The sequence below is a fragment of the Bradyrhizobium lablabi genome, from assembly GCF_018129385.1.
Classification (GTDB): domain Bacteria; phylum Pseudomonadota; class Alphaproteobacteria; order Rhizobiales; family Xanthobacteraceae; genus Bradyrhizobium; species Bradyrhizobium lablabi_C.
Genome location: NZ_JAFCLN010000002.1, coordinates 14934 through 32944, shown reverse-complemented (window position 1 = coordinate 32944; position 18011 = coordinate 14934). Strand labels below are relative to the sequence as shown.

At 63.0% G+C, this 18011-nt stretch carries 18 protein-coding genes; 8 read left to right on the top strand and 10 right to left on the bottom strand.

Annotated elements, in window-relative coordinates:
- Positions 1-7 precede the first annotated feature (7 nt).
- On the bottom strand, positions 8-2308 hold the full coding sequence (locus tag JQ628_RS03645) for a GumC family protein (RefSeq protein ID WP_212219455.1): 2301 nt from the start codon (positions 2306-2308) through the stop codon (positions 8-10).
- A gap of 183 nt (positions 2309-2491) precedes the next feature.
- Between JQ628_RS03645 and JQ628_RS03640 the strand changes: the two genes are divergently transcribed.
- The 4 genes from JQ628_RS03640 to JQ628_RS03625 all read left to right on the top strand — a co-directional run bounded on the left by JQ628_RS03640 (position 2492) and on the right by JQ628_RS03625 (position 7365).
- The gene (locus JQ628_RS03640) at positions 2492-3136 is read left to right on the top strand and encodes a polysaccharide biosynthesis/export family protein (protein ID WP_249127474.1); all 645 of its coding nucleotides are present in this window, start codon (positions 2492-2494) and stop codon (positions 3134-3136) included.
- Positions 3137-3138: 2 nt separating this feature from the next.
- Entirely contained in the window at positions 3139-4275 is a 1137-nt protein-coding gene (locus tag JQ628_RS03635; RefSeq protein WP_212219452.1) for a glycosyltransferase family 4 protein, read from the top strand.
- Between the two features lie 139 nt (positions 4276-4414).
- On the top strand, positions 4415-5941 hold the full coding sequence (locus tag JQ628_RS03630) for an undecaprenyl-phosphate glucose phosphotransferase (protein ID WP_212221071.1): 1527 nt from the start codon (positions 4415-4417) through the stop codon (positions 5939-5941).
- A gap of 134 nt (positions 5942-6075) precedes the next feature.
- Positions 6076-7365, top strand: coding sequence for an O-antigen ligase family protein (locus JQ628_RS03625; protein WP_212219449.1), 1290 nt, complete (start codon positions 6076-6078; stop codon positions 7363-7365).
- On the opposite strand, the gene JQ628_RS03620 is transcribed toward JQ628_RS03625, so the two are convergent.
- Positions 7310-7831: a MarR family winged helix-turn-helix transcriptional regulator gene (locus JQ628_RS03620; protein WP_212219445.1), complete on the bottom strand. Its 522-nt coding sequence runs from the start codon at positions 7829-7831 to the stop codon at positions 7310-7312. The two genes, JQ628_RS03625 and JQ628_RS03620, sit on opposite strands and share 56 nt — an antisense overlap.
- An 83-nt stretch (positions 7832-7914) precedes the next feature.
- Here JQ628_RS03620 and JQ628_RS03615 point away from each other — a divergent pair, with 83 nt between their 5' ends.
- The gene (locus JQ628_RS03615) at positions 7915-9114 is read left to right on the top strand and encodes an FAD-dependent oxidoreductase (protein ID WP_212219442.1); all 1200 of its coding nucleotides are present in this window, start codon (positions 7915-7917) and stop codon (positions 9112-9114) included.
- Between the two features lie 41 nt (positions 9115-9155).
- Here JQ628_RS03615 and JQ628_RS03610 read toward each other — a convergent pair whose 3' ends face one another.
- The 3 genes from JQ628_RS03610 to JQ628_RS03600 form a co-directional block, all read right to left on the bottom strand.
- Positions 9156-10337 carry a saccharopine dehydrogenase family protein gene (locus tag JQ628_RS03610; RefSeq protein ID WP_212219439.1) on the bottom strand — a complete coding sequence of 394 codons (1182 nt, stop codon included), beginning with the start codon at positions 10335-10337 and terminating at the stop codon, positions 9156-9158.
- A gap of 130 nt (positions 10338-10467) precedes the next feature.
- Positions 10468-11253: a DUF169 domain-containing protein gene (locus JQ628_RS03605; protein WP_212219436.1), complete on the bottom strand. Its 786-nt coding sequence runs from the start codon at positions 11251-11253 to the stop codon at positions 10468-10470.
- 88 nt (positions 11254-11341) lie between these two features.
- Positions 11342-12142 (bottom strand): YdcF family protein, encoded by an 801-nt coding sequence (locus JQ628_RS03600; protein ID WP_212219432.1) that lies wholly within the window; start codon positions 12140-12142, stop codon positions 11342-11344.
- 65 nt (positions 12143-12207) lie between these two features.
- Here JQ628_RS03600 and JQ628_RS03595 point away from each other — a divergent pair, with 65 nt between their 5' ends.
- Complete coding sequence (locus JQ628_RS03595; RefSeq protein WP_212219429.1) at positions 12208-13149, top strand: acetamidase/formamidase family protein; 942 nt, start codon at positions 12208-12210, stop codon at positions 13147-13149.
- A 421-nt stretch (positions 13150-13570) separates the two neighbouring features.
- Here the strand turns inward: JQ628_RS03595 and JQ628_RS03590 are convergent, their stop codons facing one another.
- From JQ628_RS03590 to JQ628_RS03580, 3 genes are all read right to left on the bottom strand, one after another.
- The gene (locus JQ628_RS03590) at positions 13571-13789 is read right to left on the bottom strand and encodes a hypothetical protein (RefSeq protein ID WP_212219426.1); all 219 of its coding nucleotides are present in this window, start codon (positions 13787-13789) and stop codon (positions 13571-13573) included.
- 306 nt (positions 13790-14095) lie between these two features.
- Positions 14096-14242 carry a hypothetical protein gene (locus tag JQ628_RS03585; RefSeq protein ID WP_212219423.1) on the bottom strand — a complete coding sequence of 49 codons (147 nt, stop codon included), beginning with the start codon at positions 14240-14242 and terminating at the stop codon, positions 14096-14098.
- A 103-nt stretch (positions 14243-14345) separates the two neighbouring features.
- Positions 14346-14693 carry a GrlR family regulatory protein gene (locus tag JQ628_RS03580; RefSeq protein ID WP_212219420.1) on the bottom strand — a complete coding sequence of 116 codons (348 nt, stop codon included), beginning with the start codon at positions 14691-14693 and terminating at the stop codon, positions 14346-14348.
- A 283-nt stretch (positions 14694-14976) separates the two neighbouring features.
- Here JQ628_RS03580 and JQ628_RS03575 point away from each other — a divergent pair, with 283 nt between their 5' ends.
- Together JQ628_RS03575 and JQ628_RS03570 are read left to right on the top strand one after the other, a co-directional pair.
- The gene (locus JQ628_RS03575) at positions 14977-15174 is read left to right on the top strand and encodes a hypothetical protein (protein WP_212219417.1); all 198 of its coding nucleotides are present in this window, start codon (positions 14977-14979) and stop codon (positions 15172-15174) included.
- Positions 15175-15224: 50 nt separating this feature from the next.
- Positions 15225-15698: a GcrA family cell cycle regulator gene (locus tag JQ628_RS03570; RefSeq protein ID WP_212219414.1), complete on the top strand. Its 474-nt coding sequence runs from the start codon at positions 15225-15227 to the stop codon at positions 15696-15698.
- A gap of 1 nt (position 15699) precedes the next feature.
- Here JQ628_RS03570 and JQ628_RS03565 read toward each other — a convergent pair whose 3' ends face one another.
- Together JQ628_RS03565 and JQ628_RS03560 are read right to left on the bottom strand one after the other, a co-directional pair.
- Positions 15700-16668, bottom strand: a complete 969-nt coding sequence (locus JQ628_RS03565) for an SDR family oxidoreductase (RefSeq protein ID WP_212219412.1) — start codon at positions 16666-16668, stop codon at positions 15700-15702.
- 31 nt (positions 16669-16699) lie between these two features.
- Complete coding sequence (locus JQ628_RS03560; protein ID WP_212219410.1) at positions 16700-17608, bottom strand: dihydrodipicolinate synthase family protein; 909 nt, start codon at positions 17606-17608, stop codon at positions 16700-16702.
- Positions 17609-18011 lie beyond the last annotated feature (403 nt).

Below are 18011 nucleotides of genomic sequence, written 5' to 3'. Positions count from 1 at the left end.
GCACCATTCAGGCGGCGACCACGCGCGGTCCGACCTCGACCGTATCAGACGGCTGGCAGGCCTTGCTCAGCATCGTTACTTCTGCGAAGCCGACGGCTTCGAGCTGTTCGCACATCTGCGTGCGAGCGCCCGCTTCCATCCCGGCATCGGGCACCACCACCGCGCGGGCATGCGCGGTGAGCAGTTCAGCCGGCAAGTCGGAGGCAGTGCCGGCGTCCAGCAGAACATGGTCATAGACCCGCAGCAGCGCATCGATGGCGAGCGTCACCCGCGGCGATTGCAGCAGCGCACGGTCAAAGCCGGGACGCCCCGCGGTCACGAGTTGAACGCGTGACAATCTGTCCTTGGTGATGATTTGCGTAAACGACGCCTCGCCCTGCATCAGCTCGGCAAGGCCCGGCGCGTTCGGATCGACCGACGCCGCCGATATCATCTGCGACGTGGCGGCAAGATCGACCACGACCACCTTGGCCTCGCGCGCCATCAGGCGGGCCAGCGTCAATGCTGTCAGCGTAATGCCCTCGCCCGGCGCGGTACCGAGGATGGTGACCTTGTGCGCGGCACTGCCGGCGCTGCGCAGTTGTTCGGCCAGTTGCTCGACCTCGCTGAGCGAGGCGGCAGCTTCAGCATCGGGAACGATGGCTGCTTCGGCGAAATCGGATTTTGCCTCATCTTCAGCTTCGGCTTCGACCTCGGGCTGCAAGGACGTGGTCTCGATGAGCGGCTCGCGCTCAATGACAGCTTCACGCTCCATGACAGGTTCACGCTCGGCTGCGTGCATCACTGGCGCCGCTGTGACAGGAGCAACAGCCCGTGGCACCGTCATGCGCAACAATTCGCCGGTCGCAACCAGGCCGGATGTGAGCAGTAGCGTGGCCAATGTCGCGATCAGGACGATCGGCAGCTTCTTCGGATAGGCCGGGACGTTGGAGACGCTAGCGCGGGAAATGATGCGGCCGTCGGCGGGACCGGTGTCGATATTTTCGCGCGTGGTCGCTTCACGATATTTCGCCAGATAGGATTCCAGGAGATCGCGCAGCGCCTTGGCGTCGCGCTCCAGCGCGCGCAGCTTGACGTCCTGGTCGTTGGTCGAGGTGGCCTGCTTCTTCAATTGATCCAGGCTCGCGCTCAGGCTCTCCACCCGGCCGCCGGCGATGCGGGCGTCATTGTCGAGCGAGCGCGAGACCTTGCTGGCCTCGTCGCGCAACTGCCGGTCAAGATCGGCAAGCTGCGCCTTCAGCTCCTTGATGCGGGGATGGCCGTCGAGCAGCGTCGAGGATTGCTCGGCGAGCTGCGCCCGCAGCGTCGCACGCTGCTCCGACAGGCGCCGGATCAATTCCGAATTGAGCACGTCCGAGGCTTCGAGCGGCTTGCCGGTCTGGAGCATTTCGCGGATCAGCTTCGCCTTGGTCTCGGCATCCGACTTCAGCGCCCGGGCGTTGTTCAACTGGGTGTTGATCTCGCCCATCTGCTGGTTCGACAGCGTGGTGTTGTTGGTGCCGACGAACAGGCTCGATCTGGAACGGAACTCCTCGACCCGCGTGTCGGCTTCGGCCACCTTCTTGCGCAGCAGATCGATTTCGCCCGACAGCCACTGCCCGGCAGATTTCGCCTGCTCCTGCCGCGCGGTGCGCTGTAGCACGAGATAGCCTTCGGCGATCGAATTGGCGACGCGCGCGGCAAGTTCGGGGTCGCGCGACTGGAATTCGACGACGATTACCCGCGACTTGTCGACGGCGTAAGCGGTGAAGCGCTCATAGTAGGCATCGAGCACGCGCTCTTCCGGCGTCAGCGAGAACGGGTCGCGGCCGATGCCGAACAGCGCCAGCATCGATTTCAGCGGCGAAAGCCCCCCGAGCACAGGATCGAATTCCGGCAGCTCGGCCAGCCTGTTCTTCTTGATGATCTCGCGCGCCAAGTCGCGCGACTGTACGAGCTGCACCTGGCTGGTCACCGCCTCCGGATCGAGCGACGTGCGCTCTTCATTGCGCTCGCCGCTCGGGCGCAAGAACACGTTCTCACGTCCATCGATGAGGATGCGGGCTTCGGATTTGTAGCGCGGCGTGATGAGATTGACGGCGGTGATGGAGAGCACGAGCGCCAGCGCCGTCGGGACGATAATCCAGCCGCGCTTGCGCACCAGCGCATACCCCAGCGCGCGCAGATCGAGGTCGCCGTTCTCGGTGACGGCAGGCGCAGGCTCGTGAGCAACATCGGGCTGGTAGGTGACAGCGGGCACCGGCTTCTTCGGGATCGCCCGCTGTACCGCCGACTTGACCTTGCCTGCACGCCAGAACGCCAAACGCATCGCACACTCCCGCGGGACGCAACGACTCTACTTCAACGGGCGCGATTACACTCCATTAAGGTTGCCGCTGGGTTAATCCGCGCTATTTGCAGGGCTGAACAGCGCCCGCCGCCTTCGCGCGGTCATGTTTTGTTAACCATGAAAGTCCTTAATCGCGCTCAATAGTTTGTGGGATTCTCTCCAATGCAGGGCGCTCGCCCCGTCGCTGTCTGTCTAATGGCTGCGCTCGCGCTGTCGGGCTGCATGCGGCGGACCTCGCCGGTTGCAGTGGCGCCGCAAGCCAGCCTCGACACGATCGCCTACGGCCAGACCTACGTGCCGCCAGCCATGCCGGTCGCCTATGCCGCACCGGCGCCTGTCCGTTACGACTCGTCCTATCACCTCGACGCCGGCGACAGGCTGCGCATCGTGGTGTACGGCCAGGAGGGTCTGACCAACACCTATGCGATCGACGCCGCGGGTTCTATCACCATGCCCCTGATCGGATCGGTGCCGGCGCGCGGCCGCACGCCCGCAGGGCTAGCCGCCGAAATCGCCGGCCGCTTGCGCAACGGTTTCATTCGCGAGCCTTCGGTGGCGGTCGAGATCGAGGCCTACCGTCCCTTCTTCATCCTCGGCGAGGTGGCGGCGCCCGGACAATACCCCTATGTACCGAACATGACGGTGGAGAGCGCAGTTGCCATCGCCGGCGGATTTACGCCACGCGCCAAACGGGACCGCGTGACGGTCACGCATACGGATGCGTCCGGCACCGGCCGTTTCGTCGTTCCGCCGGGCACCCCGATCGGGCCCGGCGATACCGTGCTCGTCGGCGAACGCTGGTTCTGATCATGCCCATGGTGGAAGGGCAGCCTCTACGCATTCTGCACGCGACGCGCGCGCCTGTTGGCGGCATTATCAGGCATATTCTTGATCTCGCGAACGGCCAGGCGGATCGCGGCCACCATGTTGGTATCATCGCCGACAGCTTGACCGGCGGCGAGCGCGCTGATCAGGCATTGGCTGAGATCGCACCGCGCATGAAGCTCGGCGTCCATCGCGTTGCAATCAGGCGCGAACCGAATCCACTCGATTTCGTGACATGGGCGCAGTTCACGCGTTTGGCGAGACGCCTCAAGCCCGATGTACTGCACGGCCACGGCGCCAAAGCTGGCGCATTTCTTCGCATGCGCGGCGCCTCGAAGGACGCCATCCGCGTTTACACCCCGCATGGCGGCTCGCTGCACTATCCGCTCTCGACAGTCAAAGGCCAGCTCTACAGCCGCCTCGAGCGGGCGCTGATGAACAACACGGAACTGTTCCTGTTCGAAAGTGCATTTGCACGTGACACCTATCAACGCATGATCGGCACGCCGACGGCACTCGTGCGAACTGTGTTCAACGGCGTCACCGCCGGCGAATTCGATCCGGTCACGAAAGCCGATGACGCCACCGACGTCGCCTATGTCGGCGAGTTCCGCCATATCAAGGGTGCCGACCTCCTGATCGATGCGGTGGCGCGGCTGCGCGCCGACGGCAGGCCGGTAACGCTGACGCTCGGCGGCGACGGCGAGGAGATGGAGCATCTGAAAGCGCAAGTGGCCCGCCTCGGCCTCGGCGAGGCCGTCCGCTTCCTCGGCCACGTCAAGGCGCGCTACGGATTCTCCAAAGGCCAACTGCTGGTTGTCCCCTCGCGCGGCGATTCCATGCCCTATGTCGTGATCGAGGCGGCGGCGGCAGGCATTCCGATGATCGCCGCGAATGTTGGCGGCATTCCGGAAATCTTCGGCCCCGACCATTCCGACGCGCTGTTCGCACCCGGCATTGCCGGCGCGATGGCCGATGCCATCGAAGGCGCGCTGGAGGATGCCGAGGCGACGGCGGCGCGCGCAAGGTCGCTGCGCGAGCGCATCTTCCTGCATTTTTCGCAGAAGGCGATGGTCGAGGGTGTTCTCGCCGGCTATCGCGACGCATTTGCCAATCGTTAACCAATCTTTACCACTGTAACCGTTTCTTCCGATTTGTCCTCTAAGTCCGTCCGGTGGGGAATTCCGCCGCGGCACGCGCATGCTTACGTGCCGCCAAGAACGGATGTGGACTAACGTGGAACCGATCAATACTCGCTCGATGCTGGATGCCGCGGCAACAGCCGCGATGACTGCGCCCGCCGGGCGCCCGCCGATCGAACGCCGACGCAGGCTGTCGCCTGCCGCCCTCTCCGTCACCAACCAGAAGGTCGGCCGCGCCTATTCGCCGATCGTGATCGCCGGCGCGGTGCGCCTCGCCGATTTCGTGCTGATCAGCAGCATCGGCATCTGCCTCTATCTCGGCTATGCCGCAAAGATCAGCGGCTTCTACTGGGAATATATCGCCGCCATTCTCGGCATGACGGTAGCCGCGATCATCTGCTTCCAGGCCGCCGACATCTATGAAGTGCAGGTGTTCCGCGGCCAGGTCAGGCAGATGACACGGATGATCTCATCCTGGGCCTTCGTGTTCCTGCTGTTCATCGGCGCATCCTTCCTTGCAAAGCTTGGCAACGAGATATCGCGTCTGTGGCTGTCGGCCTTCTTCTTTGCAGGCCTTGCCGCCCTCATCGCCGAACGCGTGTTCGTGCGCGCGCTGGTGCGGAACTGGGCGCGTCAGGGCCGGCTCGACCGCCGCACCATCATCGTCGGCTCCGACAAGAACGGCGAAGAGCTGGTCGAGGCGCTCAAGAACCAGGACGATTCCGACATCCGCGTGCTCGGCGTGTTCGACGACCGCAACGATGCCCGCGCGCTCGATACCTGCGCCGGCAGCCCGAAACTCGGCAAGGTCGACGACATCGTCGAGTTCGCCCGCCGCACCCGCGTCGACCTCGTGCTGTTCGCGCTGCCGATCTCGGCCGAGACGCGCATCCTCGAAATGCTGAAGAAGCTGTGGGTGCTGCCCGTCGACATCCGGCTATCAGCGCATACCAACAAGCTGCGTTTCCGTCCCCGCTCCTATTCCTATCTCGGCGAGGTCCCGACGCTCGACGTGTTCGAGGCGCCGATCACCGACTGGGATCTGGTGATGAAATGGCTGTTCGACCGCGTGGTCGGCGGCATCTGCCTGCTGCTGGCGCTGCCGGTGATGGCGATCGTCGCGCTCGCCATCAAGCTCGACAGTCCCGGCCCGGTGCTGTTCCGCCAGAAGCGCTTTGGCTTCAACAACGAGCGCATCGACGTCTTCAAATTCCGCTCGCTGTACCATCACCAGGCCGATCCGACCGCCTCAAAGGTCGTGACCAAGAACGATCCGCGCGTCACCCGCGTCGGCCGCTTTATTCGCAAGACCTCGCTCGACGAGTTGCCGCAGCTCTTCAACGTGGTCTTCAAGGGCAATCTCTCGCTGGTGGGCCCGCGCCCGCATGCGGTGCAGGGCAAGCTCCAGAGCCGGCTGTTCGACGAAGCGGTCGACGGCTACTTCGCGCGCCATCGTGTGAAACCGGGCATCACCGGCTGGGCGCAGATCAACGGCTGGCGCGGCGAAATCGACAATGAGGAAAAGATCCAGAAACGCGTCGAGTTCGATCTCTATTACATCGAGAACTGGTCGGTGCTGTTCGATCTCTACATCCTGCTGAAGACGCCGCTGGCATTGATGACCAAGAGCGAGAATGCGTACTAATTCGTCATTGCGAGGAGCGTAGCGACGAAGCAATCCACTGCCGCACGAGCAGTATGGATTGCTTCGCTTTGCTCGCAATGACGGGAAGAAGCAGTTGTGTTTTGTAGCGTTGCGTGTAGTTACGTGAGTATCCGATGGCCCATGCGGCATCCGCCGGCAGTTCATTAGCGCCCGTTGCCGCGCCCGGCGTGCTTGCGCTACAGCGCGCGCTGGTGTGGCTGGTCGGCGCAACCAGCGCCATCGTCTTCGTCGAGCCGAGCCCCTACGAAATCGCGACCCTGCTCGGCACGCTGTTCTTCTTCGCCACCGGCCTGCGGCTGCGGCTGGTGTTCCTGCCGCTGCTGTTGCTGCTGTTCCTGCTGAACCTCGGCTATACGATCAGCGCCATTGCGGTGCTGGATCGCCCCGGCGTCACCAACTGGATCGCGACCTCCTGGTACATGGCGATCACCGTGATCTTCATTGCCATGGTGATCTCAGAGGATACCGAGGCCCGGCTCGACATGCTCCGCCGCGGCCTGATCGTCGGCGCCATGGTGGCGGCGCTCGCCGGCATCGCCGGTTATTTCAACCTGGTGCCCGGCGGCCGTGACCTGCTGACGCTGTACGATCGCGCCCGCGGCACGTTCAAGGACCCGAACGTGCTCAGCGCGTTCCTGATCCTGCCGGCCTTGTTCGTGCTGCAAAGCGTGGTCTCGGACCGGTTCGGGAAAGCCCTGCGCAGCACGATCGCGCTTGGCATCCTATCGCTCGCCATCCTGCTGGCATTTTCCCGTGCGGCCTGGGGCGGGCTGATCGTCACCGCCGCCGTCATGCTGGCGCTGATGGTTTTGACCAGTCCCTCGCAGACACAGCGCTCGCGCATCATCGTGATGGCGCTCGTCGCCGCGATCATCGCAGCCGCGCTGGTCGCGGTGCTGCTGTCATTCGATTCCATCTCGCAGATGTTCAAGCAGCGCGCCAGCTTCGACCAAAGCTACGATGAAGGCCGGTTCGGCCGGTTCGGCCGCCACATCCTCGGCGCGGTGATGGCGCTTGATCTGCCGTTCGGCATCGGACCGTTGCAGTTCACCCGGTATTTTCCGGAAGACACCCACAACTCCTTTCTCAATGCCTTCATGTCGGGCGGATGGCTGTCCGGGGTCTGCTACCCGGCGCTGGTGTTCGTCACCTCGATCGTGGGCTTTCGCTACATCTTTGTCCGCGTGCCTTGGCAGCGGACCTATCTGGCGATCTTTTGCGCCTTCCTCGGTACCGTCGGCGAGGGCTTTATCATCGACACCGACCACTGGCGGCATTTCTGGCTGATGCTGGGCGCGATGTGGGGCATGTTCGCAGCCAACCAGCGATGGATGGCGAACGAGACGGCTAGCCCCGTGCCGGCTTCCGCGGCCTACCCTGAGGCTTCTCCGGCGAGGTCTTGAGATCCTCGAGCACGCCGAGCATGGTGTTGTAGCCCTGCGTCATGAAGCGCAGCAGCAGCTTTAGTTCGGCATCGGTATAGCCCTCCCAATCCTTCGTCACGGCTTTCTGGAGCGGCTCGTAGAACCGCCCGATCCTGCCGAGAGCTTCCGGCACGATCGCGATAAAGACCTTGCGGCGGTCGCTCTCGTCGCGCTCGCGGCGCACCAGCCCCGCCTTCTCCATCCGGTCGACCACCCCGGTGATCGCCCCAGTCGTCAGCCCCGTCAATTCGGCGAGCCGTCCCGCCGTTACACGGCCTTCGATGTTGAGAAAATCGAGGCATTCGAGATCGGAACTCGACACGCCGACCCGGTTCGCGACGGTTTGCCCGAACAGCACGCCCAGCGCGGACGATTTGCGCACCGCGTATTCCAGTTCCTGCATCAGCGCAGCCCGCGCCTTTGGCCTTGACAGAGCCGGCTTCATATCTTAGTCCGTATATATCTTATCCACTAAGATAATTAGTGGCTGTACCTTTTCGTACCCCGCCCGGACCCAGGGAGCAAGCGATGTCACGCCATTTCCGCAAGGCCCTCGTCATCGGCGGCGGTATCGCCGGCCCCGCAACCGCGATCTTCCTGAGACAAGCGGGCATCGACGCAGAGGTGTTCGAGGCCTGGCCCTGGTCGACCGGCATCGGCGGCGGGCTCCAGATCGCACCGAACGGCATGCATGTGCTGGCTGAAATCGGGATATCGGATGAATTGATCCGCCGCGGCTCGATCGCGGAATCCTTCGATTTCTATTCGCAGTCGGGCGCCCGCCTCGGCTCGGTCAACCGCAACATGCAGGAACGGTTCGGCCAGCCGGCAGTCAACATGTGCCGGGCCACGCTGAACACGGTGCTGATCGACAAGGCCTGGTGCGAGAATGTCAGCCTTCATTTCGAAAAGCGCCTGGTCGCCATCGAGGATCGCGCCGACCGGCCAGTCGTTGCGCATTTTTCCGACGGCACCATGGCCGAAGGCGATTTCATCATCGGCGCCGACGGCGTGCATTCGACCGTGCGGACGCATGTGCTTCCCGACGGGCCGCGACCGTTCGACACCGGCCTGATCGGCTTTGGCGGTTTTGTGCCGCGCGCCGTGCTGGCGGATCGGCCGATTGGCCGCTGCGTCGAGACCACCTTCGGCCGGAGCGGCTTCTTCGGCTACGGCTTTTGCAGCTCCGACCCTGCCGACGGCGTGATGTGGTGGTCGACACAGCCCTCGCACGGCATCGACGCCGCGACTTACCGCGCCATGAGCCAGCAAGAGATCAAGCAACACCTGAGGCTATTCCACGCCGGCTGGCACGATCCGATCCCGCAAATCCTCGACGCGGCGGAAAACATCGTCGTGTCAGACACGCTCGATGTCGCAACGCTGCCGGTCTGGTCGCGCGGCCGCGCACTCCTGATCGGCGATGCCGCTCATGCCACCAGCCCGCATGCGGGGCAAGGCGCCTCGCTGGCGCTGGAAGATGCGCTGCGGCTCGGTCGGCTGATGCAGGACGGTCACGAACTCGGCCAGACTTTTCAGCGCTTCGAGACCGAGCGGCGCCCGCGCGCGGAAAAGATCGTCGCCCTCGCCCGCCGCAACGGCAACAGCAAGCGCGAGTTCTCGCCGACCGGCGCCTGGCTCCGCGATCACATGCTCAAGCTGCTGCTGCCGGTGACCGCCAAGGGCATGAACTGGATGTACGCCTACGATCCGCGGCGCGCGGCGTAAGCCCGCGCTCCCTCCCCCGCAAGCGATGCGAGGTGAACAGCCTACTGCTCCACCGAGAACTTCATTCCGGCGTTCTCTTCCAGCCGCTTGATCAGCTTGTGCTGCATCGCCGCGCCCGGCGTCCAGATGCCCGGCGCGACGTCGGCCGCATCGCGCAGCAGGCAGATCGCACATTCGGCGATCATTTTTCCCGTCGAGCCATAAGGGTCGCGGTCACCCCTCACGGATGCGCGGACCTGACGACCATCCGGCGCGATGGCGACATAAAGCAGATCGTAACGGCCGCTCTCGCGCTCCTCTTTCGACGGGCCTTCGCCAGGCTTCGGCCCGCCGGAGGCGCCCAGCCTTGCGGCATTGACGGCGGCCACGACCTTCTTGGCGTTGGCTTCGCCCTGCTCACCAGGGCCCGTCAAAACCATCTCGTCGTAGACGAAGTCTTTGCCATAGGCAAAATTCATCAGCATGTTGGAGCGGTGCACGTTGCGGGTGTTGATGGTCGCCATCACAAACGGCGCAGCCCAGGAGCCGAGGTCCTCTTCCATGACGGGCTTGTTGCCGCGCGGCTGTTTCGGACCGTCGAATCCCGGCGTCAATACAAAGGGATCCTGCACCATCGAGACCAGGCTGAGATCCTTTGCAACCGCCGCAAACGTCGCCCTCGCGCTCGCAGCCGTGCCGCCTGAGAGGGTACCGCTCATGTCGCGCACGCGGCCCTTGACGCGAGGCGCGGGCGCGCCGAATGCGCGCTTTGCGTCCTCTTGCACGAAGAATGCGCCAAGTTCAAACGGCAGCGAATCGAAGCCGCAGGAAAACACGATGCGCGCACCGCTTGCCTTCGCTTTCGCTTCGTGCGCATCGATCATTTGCCGCATCCAGATCGGCTCGCCGCAATAGTCGAAATAATCGGTGCCGGTAGCAGCGCAGAGCGCGACCAGGTCGCTTCCAAAGAGCTGGTACGGGCCGACCCCCGCAATCACCGACCTCGTCTGCTCGACCATTGCTTTCAGCGACGCGACGTCGCCGGCATCGGCCACGATCAGCGGCGTATCGGCCGGCGCGCCGACGGCGTCGCGCACCGAGGCCAGCTTGTCCTTGCTGCGCCCGGCCAGCGCCCATTTCAGGTTTCCGTCGCCCTTGTAGTGCTCGGCAAGATATTCAGCGACGAGCTGGCCGGTGAAACCGGTCGCGCCATAGACAACGATGTCGAACTTCGACGAAGCCATACTTTATTCCTTGATGATCCGATTGCTAGTTTTCCGTCATTGCGAGCGGAGCGAAGCAATCCAGCTTGGCCACAACAAGAAAGCTGGATTGCTTCGTCGCTTCGCTCCTCGCAATGACGGCATAACCCTTCTATTTCTTGGCGTAGGACACGCCCATGCCGGCGCGCACGTCGTTCTGGATGCCATAGGGCGCGATCGGATAGCGCAGGCCGTTCCTGGCGAGCTGCTTCATCCCGACGATCGCCTTGGCAAGGTGCGACGGCTGGAGCGCCATTAGCATCTCCTCATCGGGCACGCCACCATAGCGGCGCTCGGCAAAACATGGCAGCGACAGGCTGGGCTCGCCGGTTTTAAGCGCCCGTCCCCAGGAATCGGCGCATGCGGTTTCGCCGACCACGCCCCATTCGAATTTCTTGTAGCCAGTGTACTGAAGACCGTTGATCAAGATGATCATCTGGCCGGGCGTGGCGTAGACGAGGCAGATATCCGGCGGGTTCAGCCGTCCGCTCGACAGCGGGCTCACCGCGAGCGCCTTGTACTGACCGAAGGGCACTACATCGAGCGCTTCCTGACGCTTGCGCGCGTCCTCCGCCGTGCCATGCCAGACGCCGACATAGGATTCGCCCGCCAGCCATTTTTCATCCTGTGGCGCGAGGCCAATCACGGCGCGGCACTGGCTGCCTACGAGATCGTCGGCGGTGATGCCGACGGTCCAGCCAAGCCGAGACGCCATGCTGACGATCTGGTCGGTGGTGTGGGTTGCCGTCGGCCGCCGGATTTTCGGGATCGCCGCCATCTCCTCAACGGTCGCGAACAACTTCATTCCGATCACGGTGGTCTTCAGCCGCAACAGATTATTCAGATCGGCCACCATGGCGGCCAGATCGAACTGTTCCGGCGGCGATTGCTGCTGCATGGCGATTTTCTCCCGGATGGTCGGCTTGTCGCTTTTGACGATTCTAGCCTGATTGTTTCGGCGATGCGACCGGCCCTTTTGGGGCTGTTTAGTTATCGGGTCCCGGAAACAATACGTCGGTGGCGCCGCTGATGCGATAGGCGATCAGCCCGAACCATTCGCGCACACCAATATCGATCAATTGCAACCCGTCATTGGCGACGACGTAATATTTGAAGAGATCCTCTCGCGTGCCAACCCTCCAGTCCACCGGATAGGCCTGTACGGGAAATCCAGCCTTGCGAAACAGCCCGATCGAGCGCGGCATGTGGTACGCCGATGTCACGAGCAGCCAACGCTCGCCGGGCTTCGGCATCGCAAGCTGCCTGGAGAATTCGGCGTTCTCCCTGGTGTTGCGGGACTGGCGCTCCATGACGAGCCGCGTTTTTGGAATGCCTAGGCCCTGGAACAACGCGGTCGCGTAATCGGCCTCCTTGGCGTCGTTGGAAATGAGGTTCGGGCTGCCGCCGGAATAGATCAGGCGGGCATTGGGATAGCGATGCGCCAGAGTCACAGCCCCGATGATCCGGTCGGCCGCACCTGATATCACCGGCACGCCATGCGCAGCCGAGAGATCGGCATCCAGCGCACCGCCGAGGACGATGATGCCGTCGGGATCTCCGCGCGTGCTATCCCATTTCGGAAACCGTTGCTCCAACGGATAGAGCACGAAGTTGGCCAGCGGCGAGTAGGCGCAGATTGCGAGACCCACGAGCGCAAGGACCAGCAATTTGCGCCCCAGCCCGGCATATCGCGTTATCAGGAGGATCGCCCCCAGCAGGCCGAGGCAAATCAGGAAATTGCTCGGCAACACCAGGTATCCGACGGTCTTGGAAAGCGCGAAAAGCAAGAATACACCTGCAAAAGTCTGGTACAGCGTCATACGCTGCCCGTCCCTCAATAAAAAGACCGTTCATGCCTCATCATCACCTGCATTCCAGCCCGGAAACCTGCCACTGGGGTTTTTTCGAGGCCAAGCTGAAACCCGTCCTGACCGTCAAGAGCGGCGATGAAGTCACCGTCGACACCGTCAGCGGCGGGCCGGACGTGGTGCCGGATCGCAGCAAATTTTTCGTTCCGCCCGAGCTTGCCGACATTCATGCGAAGAGCGAACGCATGGTGCCCGGCCATATCCTCACCGGGCCGATTGCGGTCGAAGGCGCCGAGCCCGGCGACGTGCTCGAGGTCGACATCCTCGATGTAAAGCTTCGCCAGGACTGGGGTTACAATCTGATCAAGCCGCTCTCCGGCACCCTGCCCGACGATTTCCACGAGACGCGCATTCTCAACATCCCGCTCGACCGCGAGCGGATGGTCGGCCGCCTGCCCTGGGGCCTGGACCTGCCGCTAAAACCGTTCTTCGGCGTGATGGGGACCTCGCCGCCGCCGGCCTGGGGCCGCATCACATCGCTGATTCCGCGCGCGATGGGCGGCAATCTCGACAACAAGGAACTCGGCGCCGGCGCCAAGCTTTATCTGCCGGTGTTCGTGCCGGGCGCGCTGTTTTCCTGCGGCGACGGCCATGGCGTGCAGGGTGACGGCGAGGTCTGCGTCACCGCCATCGAGACGGCGCTCCAGGGCCGCTTCCGCCTGACGCTGCGCAAGGATCTGCGGCTGAATTATCCCCGCGCGGAAACGCCTGACCACTACATGACCATGGCGATGGATCCGGATCTCGACCAATGCGTGGTCCGTGCCCTGCGCGACATGATCGTGCTGCTTGGCGAAAAGCGCAATCTGTCGCGCGAGGATGCCTACACGCTCTGTAGCCTCGCCGCCGACCTGCGCGTGACGCAGACAGTAAATGGCTGCAAGGGCATTCATTGCATGATCGCAAAGAGCGTCGTGCACGGATAGCGAGTCACTTCGCGACGTACCGGAGATGCGAACCTCCATCTCCGATTGGGTTCGCATCGCTCTCGGCGCAAGCAGCTTCCGCATTCAAGTTTGCGCGAGCAACGTTTGAATTGGCTTTGGTGCGCTGAGGCCGCATCCTTAGCTCATGCGCGCCGTGATTCGCTTTTTCGCGAAGTCTGCGGCCGCCTCCGTCAGCCACAACGCGGACGCTTCTGACACATTCGACGCCAACGCGTCGGCTGTGCCGAAGTCGTGCCGGCCAATGACGGAGAGCTGAAGCTGATGAGTGGGGGACTTCGTTGCAGCATTGGTTGACTAGCCCTGTGGTCTGGTCCTTGATCATCCTGATCTTGTCCAGCCTCGGAATCCTTCGAGAACTGCTCTGATGGCCGAGTGACGCGCAATCCGCGTGCAACGTCTGTCAATCCCGCGGCTTGATCTGGAGTTCCAACAGCGCCAGGCGCTCGAGGGCAGTCGGGTCCCGCTCACCCTCCTTCGCCGTCCGCAGGATCGACTCGACGATGATGTCGACATGCGCCGAGCTGACCGGCTCAGGAAGGCTTGCCACGGCCGAACGCATCGCCTGCTCCATAGCGGCAATGGTTTCCGGTGCAAACGCTGCGTTGGCGAAGTCCCGCATCGTCCTGCTCGCTGACCTGCCCAGATAACGATCCAGGTCGCGGTCGGTTCGCGGCCGCGCCTTGCGACTTTTTCCCGATCCCTGGAACGATCGCGCGCGAGCGAAGTTGCCCGCCTGAACAAATGCAGAGACATGGTGCCGACGGGGTGCGATCGATGTTTCATCCGCTGCAACTGGCCAGTGCGATAGTGGTTCTCCTGTTCGCAACCGGCCTCTTGATGGCAACCCAGTTTCTGCGGCAGCAGCAACTGAGCAGTCACCAGCCCCAGGCGGCTCTGCGTATCGCGGCGATGCCGCTATGAGAGATCACGTCATGTGGCGATCGAACGCAAAGCTGATCTGTGCAGTGACGATCCTGCTCTCGATGGCGTCGCTTCCCGCGCGAGCCGATGACACAACCGTCAAGCCGACGGCGAATAGGGAAGATAGCGCTGCGCCGAAGATCCGGGTCATATTGCCTGCTCCCTGGGAGCCGGCGCCTGCGCAGGCTGGCGCTACCGTGACTTCGCCGAACCAACGCAGTGCTTCCCGCTAGCGTGTCGACTGGCGGCTGCGCTCACATCGCCGATTGCAGCTTCAGCTTCGCTTGAAACAGCACGCTGGTCTTGCCGACCAGCGCCGTTCCGCTCACATCGGCGGCGTCGCCCGAATAGTTGCCGGTGAATCCGCACGTGACCTCGCGGCCGCCAAACAGCAACACCGCGCCCGTGGATTTGGCGTGCTGATAGGTCGTCAGCTCGCCACGCCACTTGCCCGCGCCCGCGCTGTAGGAGCCGGTGTAATAGAAATATGAATCACCGCCCGCGATCATGCCGTCGCGCAGTACGATGATGCCGGTGGCGTGGCCATGCCCGCCATCCGTCATCTCGATTCGAATGGAATAGAGACCGTTCGTTACCGTCATCGCGCCTGTCCACCAGCCGCATCATCGTCATTGACGGTGAAGCGAAGCAATCCCGATTTCATGGGGCTGGCCGGATGTTTCGCCGCAGGTCTGACGGCCAACCCACCGTGACTTTACGGTGTTTGGGGAGTGCCACGCGCCTGAGTCCGGCGGCGCACCGCTTTTTTCGTCACGATTCCAACGAGCTAGGCAGTTCGGAAGAGTCTGTTGACACACGGCAACAGTACTTAATAGAGTCTAAATAGATACTTTTCAGTACACCGATTAAAAGTTAGCGTTCTCCATGGCTACAGAAAAAGCCGAAACCGACCGCGTTCCGGTCACGTTGGCGCTCTCGACCATCGGTTATCTCGAGAAACTGGTGAAACAGGGCACCCACGGCACAAGCGTTCCCGGCGTTGCAAGAACCCTGATCGAGGAAGGCATCCGGCTCGCCATCAAGGACGGGCTGCTGTCGATCCGCGACAACGGGAGAGCATGACCAGGGGGCAGGAAGGAACTCGGCGGCTCACCAAGAATTGGGACCGTCTCATGTTTGCAAATCTACCGACCTGGACCGACGAACGCATTGAACTCCTGAAGACCCATTTTCAAGCAGGTCTCTCCTGCCGTCAGATTGCCGTTGATATCGGGGTCAGCCGCAATGCCGTGATCGGCAAACTCTCCCGGCTCGGCCTGACCCGCGGCAGGACCATCTCCGCCGAGTCTCGCGCGAAAAAGCCCGCGAAGGAGCGCGGCACCGCGCGATCGGTGCCGCGATTGCAGTATCAGCTCCTGAAGGCGCTGTATGAAGATCCGCTATCCCTCGATGGGCCCGTTGTCAGCGAGCGCCGCTGCTCGCTGTTTGAACTCAGCAAGGAGCGGTGCCGCTGGCCGATCAGCACGCCAGGCGCAGAGGATTTCTGCTTCTGCGGTAACCTTCCGCTCGACGGCCAGCCTTATTGCCTTGGTCACACCCGCCTCGCCTACCGGCCAAGCGCGCGACCGCGGGCGGCGAGAGTATAGTTCAGCCGAGCCGCCAGCCCGCCTCCTGGACGAAGCTCTGATAAAACTCCGGCTCATAGGCGCGTTCCGGCATCTGCCGGACGCGCTCATCAAGCCTGTGGGCGTCATCGCCGACCAGAATGCGCCAGCGGTCGGCCTTGACGCCGTCCAGTATGACTTTCGCTGCCGCTGCGGCGGTGGTCGGGGCCTGCTCCAGGAACGTCCGCGCACGGTCGAGCGCGATCTGCTGGATATCGTCGTCGGACATCGGCCCGGTATCGATGCCCATGCCTTTCAGCCGCTGCCGCGTCGCCAGAATCTCGTTGGAGCTCAATTGACCCGACTCGCTGCCGCTCTGGATTTTGCGGGAGTTGGAGACGATCGAGGTGCCGATATGCCCGGGCATCACGACAGAGCATTTGATGTGCGGCGCGTTCAGACGTAGATCGTTGATCAGCGCCTCGGTAAATCCCTTCACCGCGAATTTCGCCGCCGAATAGGCGGTGTGTGCGACGCCCATGCCGACGGACGCCCAAAACCCGTTGACGCTGGAGGTGTTGACGATGTGCGCCTCGTCCGCCTTCATCAACAGCGGCAGGAAGGTGCGGACTCCGAGATAGACCCCGCCCCAGCAGATGTTGAAGGTGCGTTCCCACTGCTCGCGGGTATTGGTGAACAGGCTGCCGCCGCCGCCGATGCCGGCGTTGTTGAACAGGAGATGGATCTTGTCGGTGGCCTGCTGCTCGATCAGCTCGTCGCGAAAGCGCTTGAGCTGATCCTCGATCGAGACGTCGGCGATGTGGGTGGTGATGCGCAGCCCCTGCGGCAGTCTTTCGACCTCGCACAGCCGCTTGGTCTCGGCCATTGCCTCGGCCGAGACGTCGCACATCGCGACATTGCAGCCTTCGGCAACGAGTTGGCGCGCCAGTTCACGGCCCATGCCCGTACCGCCGCCGGTGATGACGGCAATCTTCCCTGCAAAATCCTTCATTGGATTGTTTGACCTTTCTTGTCCGCGCTTCTTATTCCGCCGCCTCGACGCGTTGGCCGCCCAATGCGCCAAGTCCTTCCAGCGCGGTGCGGATCGCCACCTGCTGCGCGCTCGATGCTTCCGGCATCGGCTGTCGCGACCAGGTTTTCGGCAGCCCCTGGAGCGTTTGCGAATAGCGCGTGCAGGCCGGCAGGTTGTCGGCGATGATCGCGTTCCACAGCGTCAGCAGCTTCTTGTGCAGTTCGAGCGCGCGTGCATGGTCGCCGGCCTTGACGGCATCCCACAGCTCTACCGACGCATGGGGCGCGGCGGACAGGATCGCCGCGATCGATCCGTGCGCGCCGAGCGCGTAGGACGGATACATCAGCGCATCGACGGCGCTGTAAATCAGTTTGTCGGGCGCCATCATCATGAGGTCGGCGAACAGTTTCAGATCGCCCGCGCTCTGCTTGACGCCGACCACCAGCGGCACCTCGTTCATGATGCGGGTGAGCAGCGCCGGCGAGAGATACGACCACGGCACCACGTTGTAGATGATGATCGGCATGCCGGTCTCGTCAGCCATGCGGCGGAAATGATCGACCATCGCCTGCTCGTCCGGCTTGAACAGATAGTGCACCGGCGTGACCTGTAGCGCGGCGACATCCATGTCGCGCACCAGCTTGCCGCGACGGATCGCATCGCGGGTGGAGTCGACGATGATGCCGGCGATCACGGGTACGCGGCCTCTTGCCGCCTCCACCGTCGCCGCCATCAGGTCGCGATATTCCTCGTGGTCGAGGGTGTGGCCCTCGCCGGTCGAGCCGCCCGCTGCCATGCCGTGACTGCCGGCGCCGATCAGCCAGTCGACCTGGGGTGCTACGAGCTTGAGATCGATCTCGCCGTCTTTGGTGAACGGCGTCGTCATCGGCGGTATGACGCCGGTCGGTCGCACCTTCATGGCTGTCCCTCGCGTTTCCCGTTGTGTCGGCTCGTTCGGCCGATTGTAGCGACAGTAACGAAGGTCATGTCGGCGATCCAGTTGCAGCTACGCAAACAAGCACGGCTGCACGCGAATCGCTCACAAGCGGGATTTGCCGAAGCGCCCTGTCCGTGATCTGGAGATTATGGGCTGTACGCGCGAAGGCCGTTCGCTCGCTCGGAACCGCTTGCGAAGCTCCGCCGCACACAAGCTGCTGCGGTGTCTTATTACCTATCACGGACGGATAGAGGTATTTCCGTCTGAAAGCGGGAAGGACAAGGGTTAACGGTTCATTTACGTCGAGGAGTCTTCCGGCTTCGGTGTGGCCGAAATGTCATAGGTGAACCAGTTCCAGCTTGGTACGATGGAACTAGATTTGAGC

What these genes read in the sequence shown, in the direction of transcription:
- JQ628_RS03630 (WP_212221071.1), top strand. Translation starts at nt 4,415, where the DNA reads ATGCTGGATGCCGCGGCAACAGCCGCGATGACTGCGCCCGCCGGGCGC.
- JQ628_RS03605 (WP_212219436.1), bottom strand. Translation starts at nt 11,253, where the DNA reads ATGCAGCAGCAATCGCCGCCGGAACAGTTCGATCTGGCCGCCATGGTG.
- JQ628_RS03620 (WP_212219445.1), bottom strand. Translation starts at nt 7,831, where the DNA reads ATGAAGCCGGCTCTGTCAAGGCCAAAGGCGCGGGCTGCGCTGATGCAG.
- JQ628_RS03595 (WP_212219429.1), top strand. Translation starts at nt 12,208, where the DNA reads ATGCCTCATCATCACCTGCATTCCAGCCCGGAAACCTGCCACTGGGGT.
- JQ628_RS03625 (WP_212219449.1), top strand. Translation starts at nt 6,076, where the DNA reads ATGGCCCATGCGGCATCCGCCGGCAGTTCATTAGCGCCCGTTGCCGCG.
- JQ628_RS03590 (WP_212219426.1), bottom strand. Translation starts at nt 13,789, where the DNA reads ATGCGGGACTTCGCCAACGCAGCGTTTGCACCGGAAACCATTGCCGCT.
- JQ628_RS03645 (WP_212219455.1), bottom strand. Translation starts at nt 2,308, where the DNA reads ATGCGTTTGGCGTTCTGGCGTGCAGGCAAGGTCAAGTCGGCGGTACAG.
- JQ628_RS03570 (WP_212219414.1), top strand. Translation starts at nt 15,225, where the DNA reads ATGTTTGCAAATCTACCGACCTGGACCGACGAACGCATTGAACTCCTG.
- JQ628_RS03615 (WP_212219442.1), top strand. Translation starts at nt 7,915, where the DNA reads ATGTCACGCCATTTCCGCAAGGCCCTCGTCATCGGCGGCGGTATCGCC.
- JQ628_RS03640 (WP_249127474.1), top strand. Translation starts at nt 2,492, where the DNA reads ATGCAGGGCGCTCGCCCCGTCGCTGTCTGTCTAATGGCTGCGCTCGCG.
- JQ628_RS03610 (WP_212219439.1), bottom strand. Translation starts at nt 10,337, where the DNA reads ATGGCTTCGTCGAAGTTCGACATCGTTGTCTATGGCGCGACCGGTTTC.
- JQ628_RS03575 (WP_212219417.1), top strand. Translation starts at nt 14,977, where the DNA reads ATGGCTACAGAAAAAGCCGAAACCGACCGCGTTCCGGTCACGTTGGCG.
- JQ628_RS03565 (WP_212219412.1), bottom strand. Translation starts at nt 16,668, where the DNA reads ATGAAGGATTTTGCAGGGAAGATTGCCGTCATCACCGGCGGCGGTACG.
- JQ628_RS03635 (WP_212219452.1), top strand. Translation starts at nt 3,139, where the DNA reads ATGCCCATGGTGGAAGGGCAGCCTCTACGCATTCTGCACGCGACGCGC.
- JQ628_RS03580 (WP_212219420.1), bottom strand. Translation starts at nt 14,693, where the DNA reads ATGACGGTAACGAACGGTCTCTATTCCATTCGAATCGAGATGACGGAT.
- JQ628_RS03560 (WP_212219410.1), bottom strand. Translation starts at nt 17,608, where the DNA reads ATGAAGGTGCGACCGACCGGCGTCATACCGCCGATGACGACGCCGTTC.
- JQ628_RS03585 (WP_212219423.1), bottom strand. Translation starts at nt 14,242, where the DNA reads ATGACCCGGATCTTCGGCGCAGCGCTATCTTCCCTATTCGCCGTCGGC.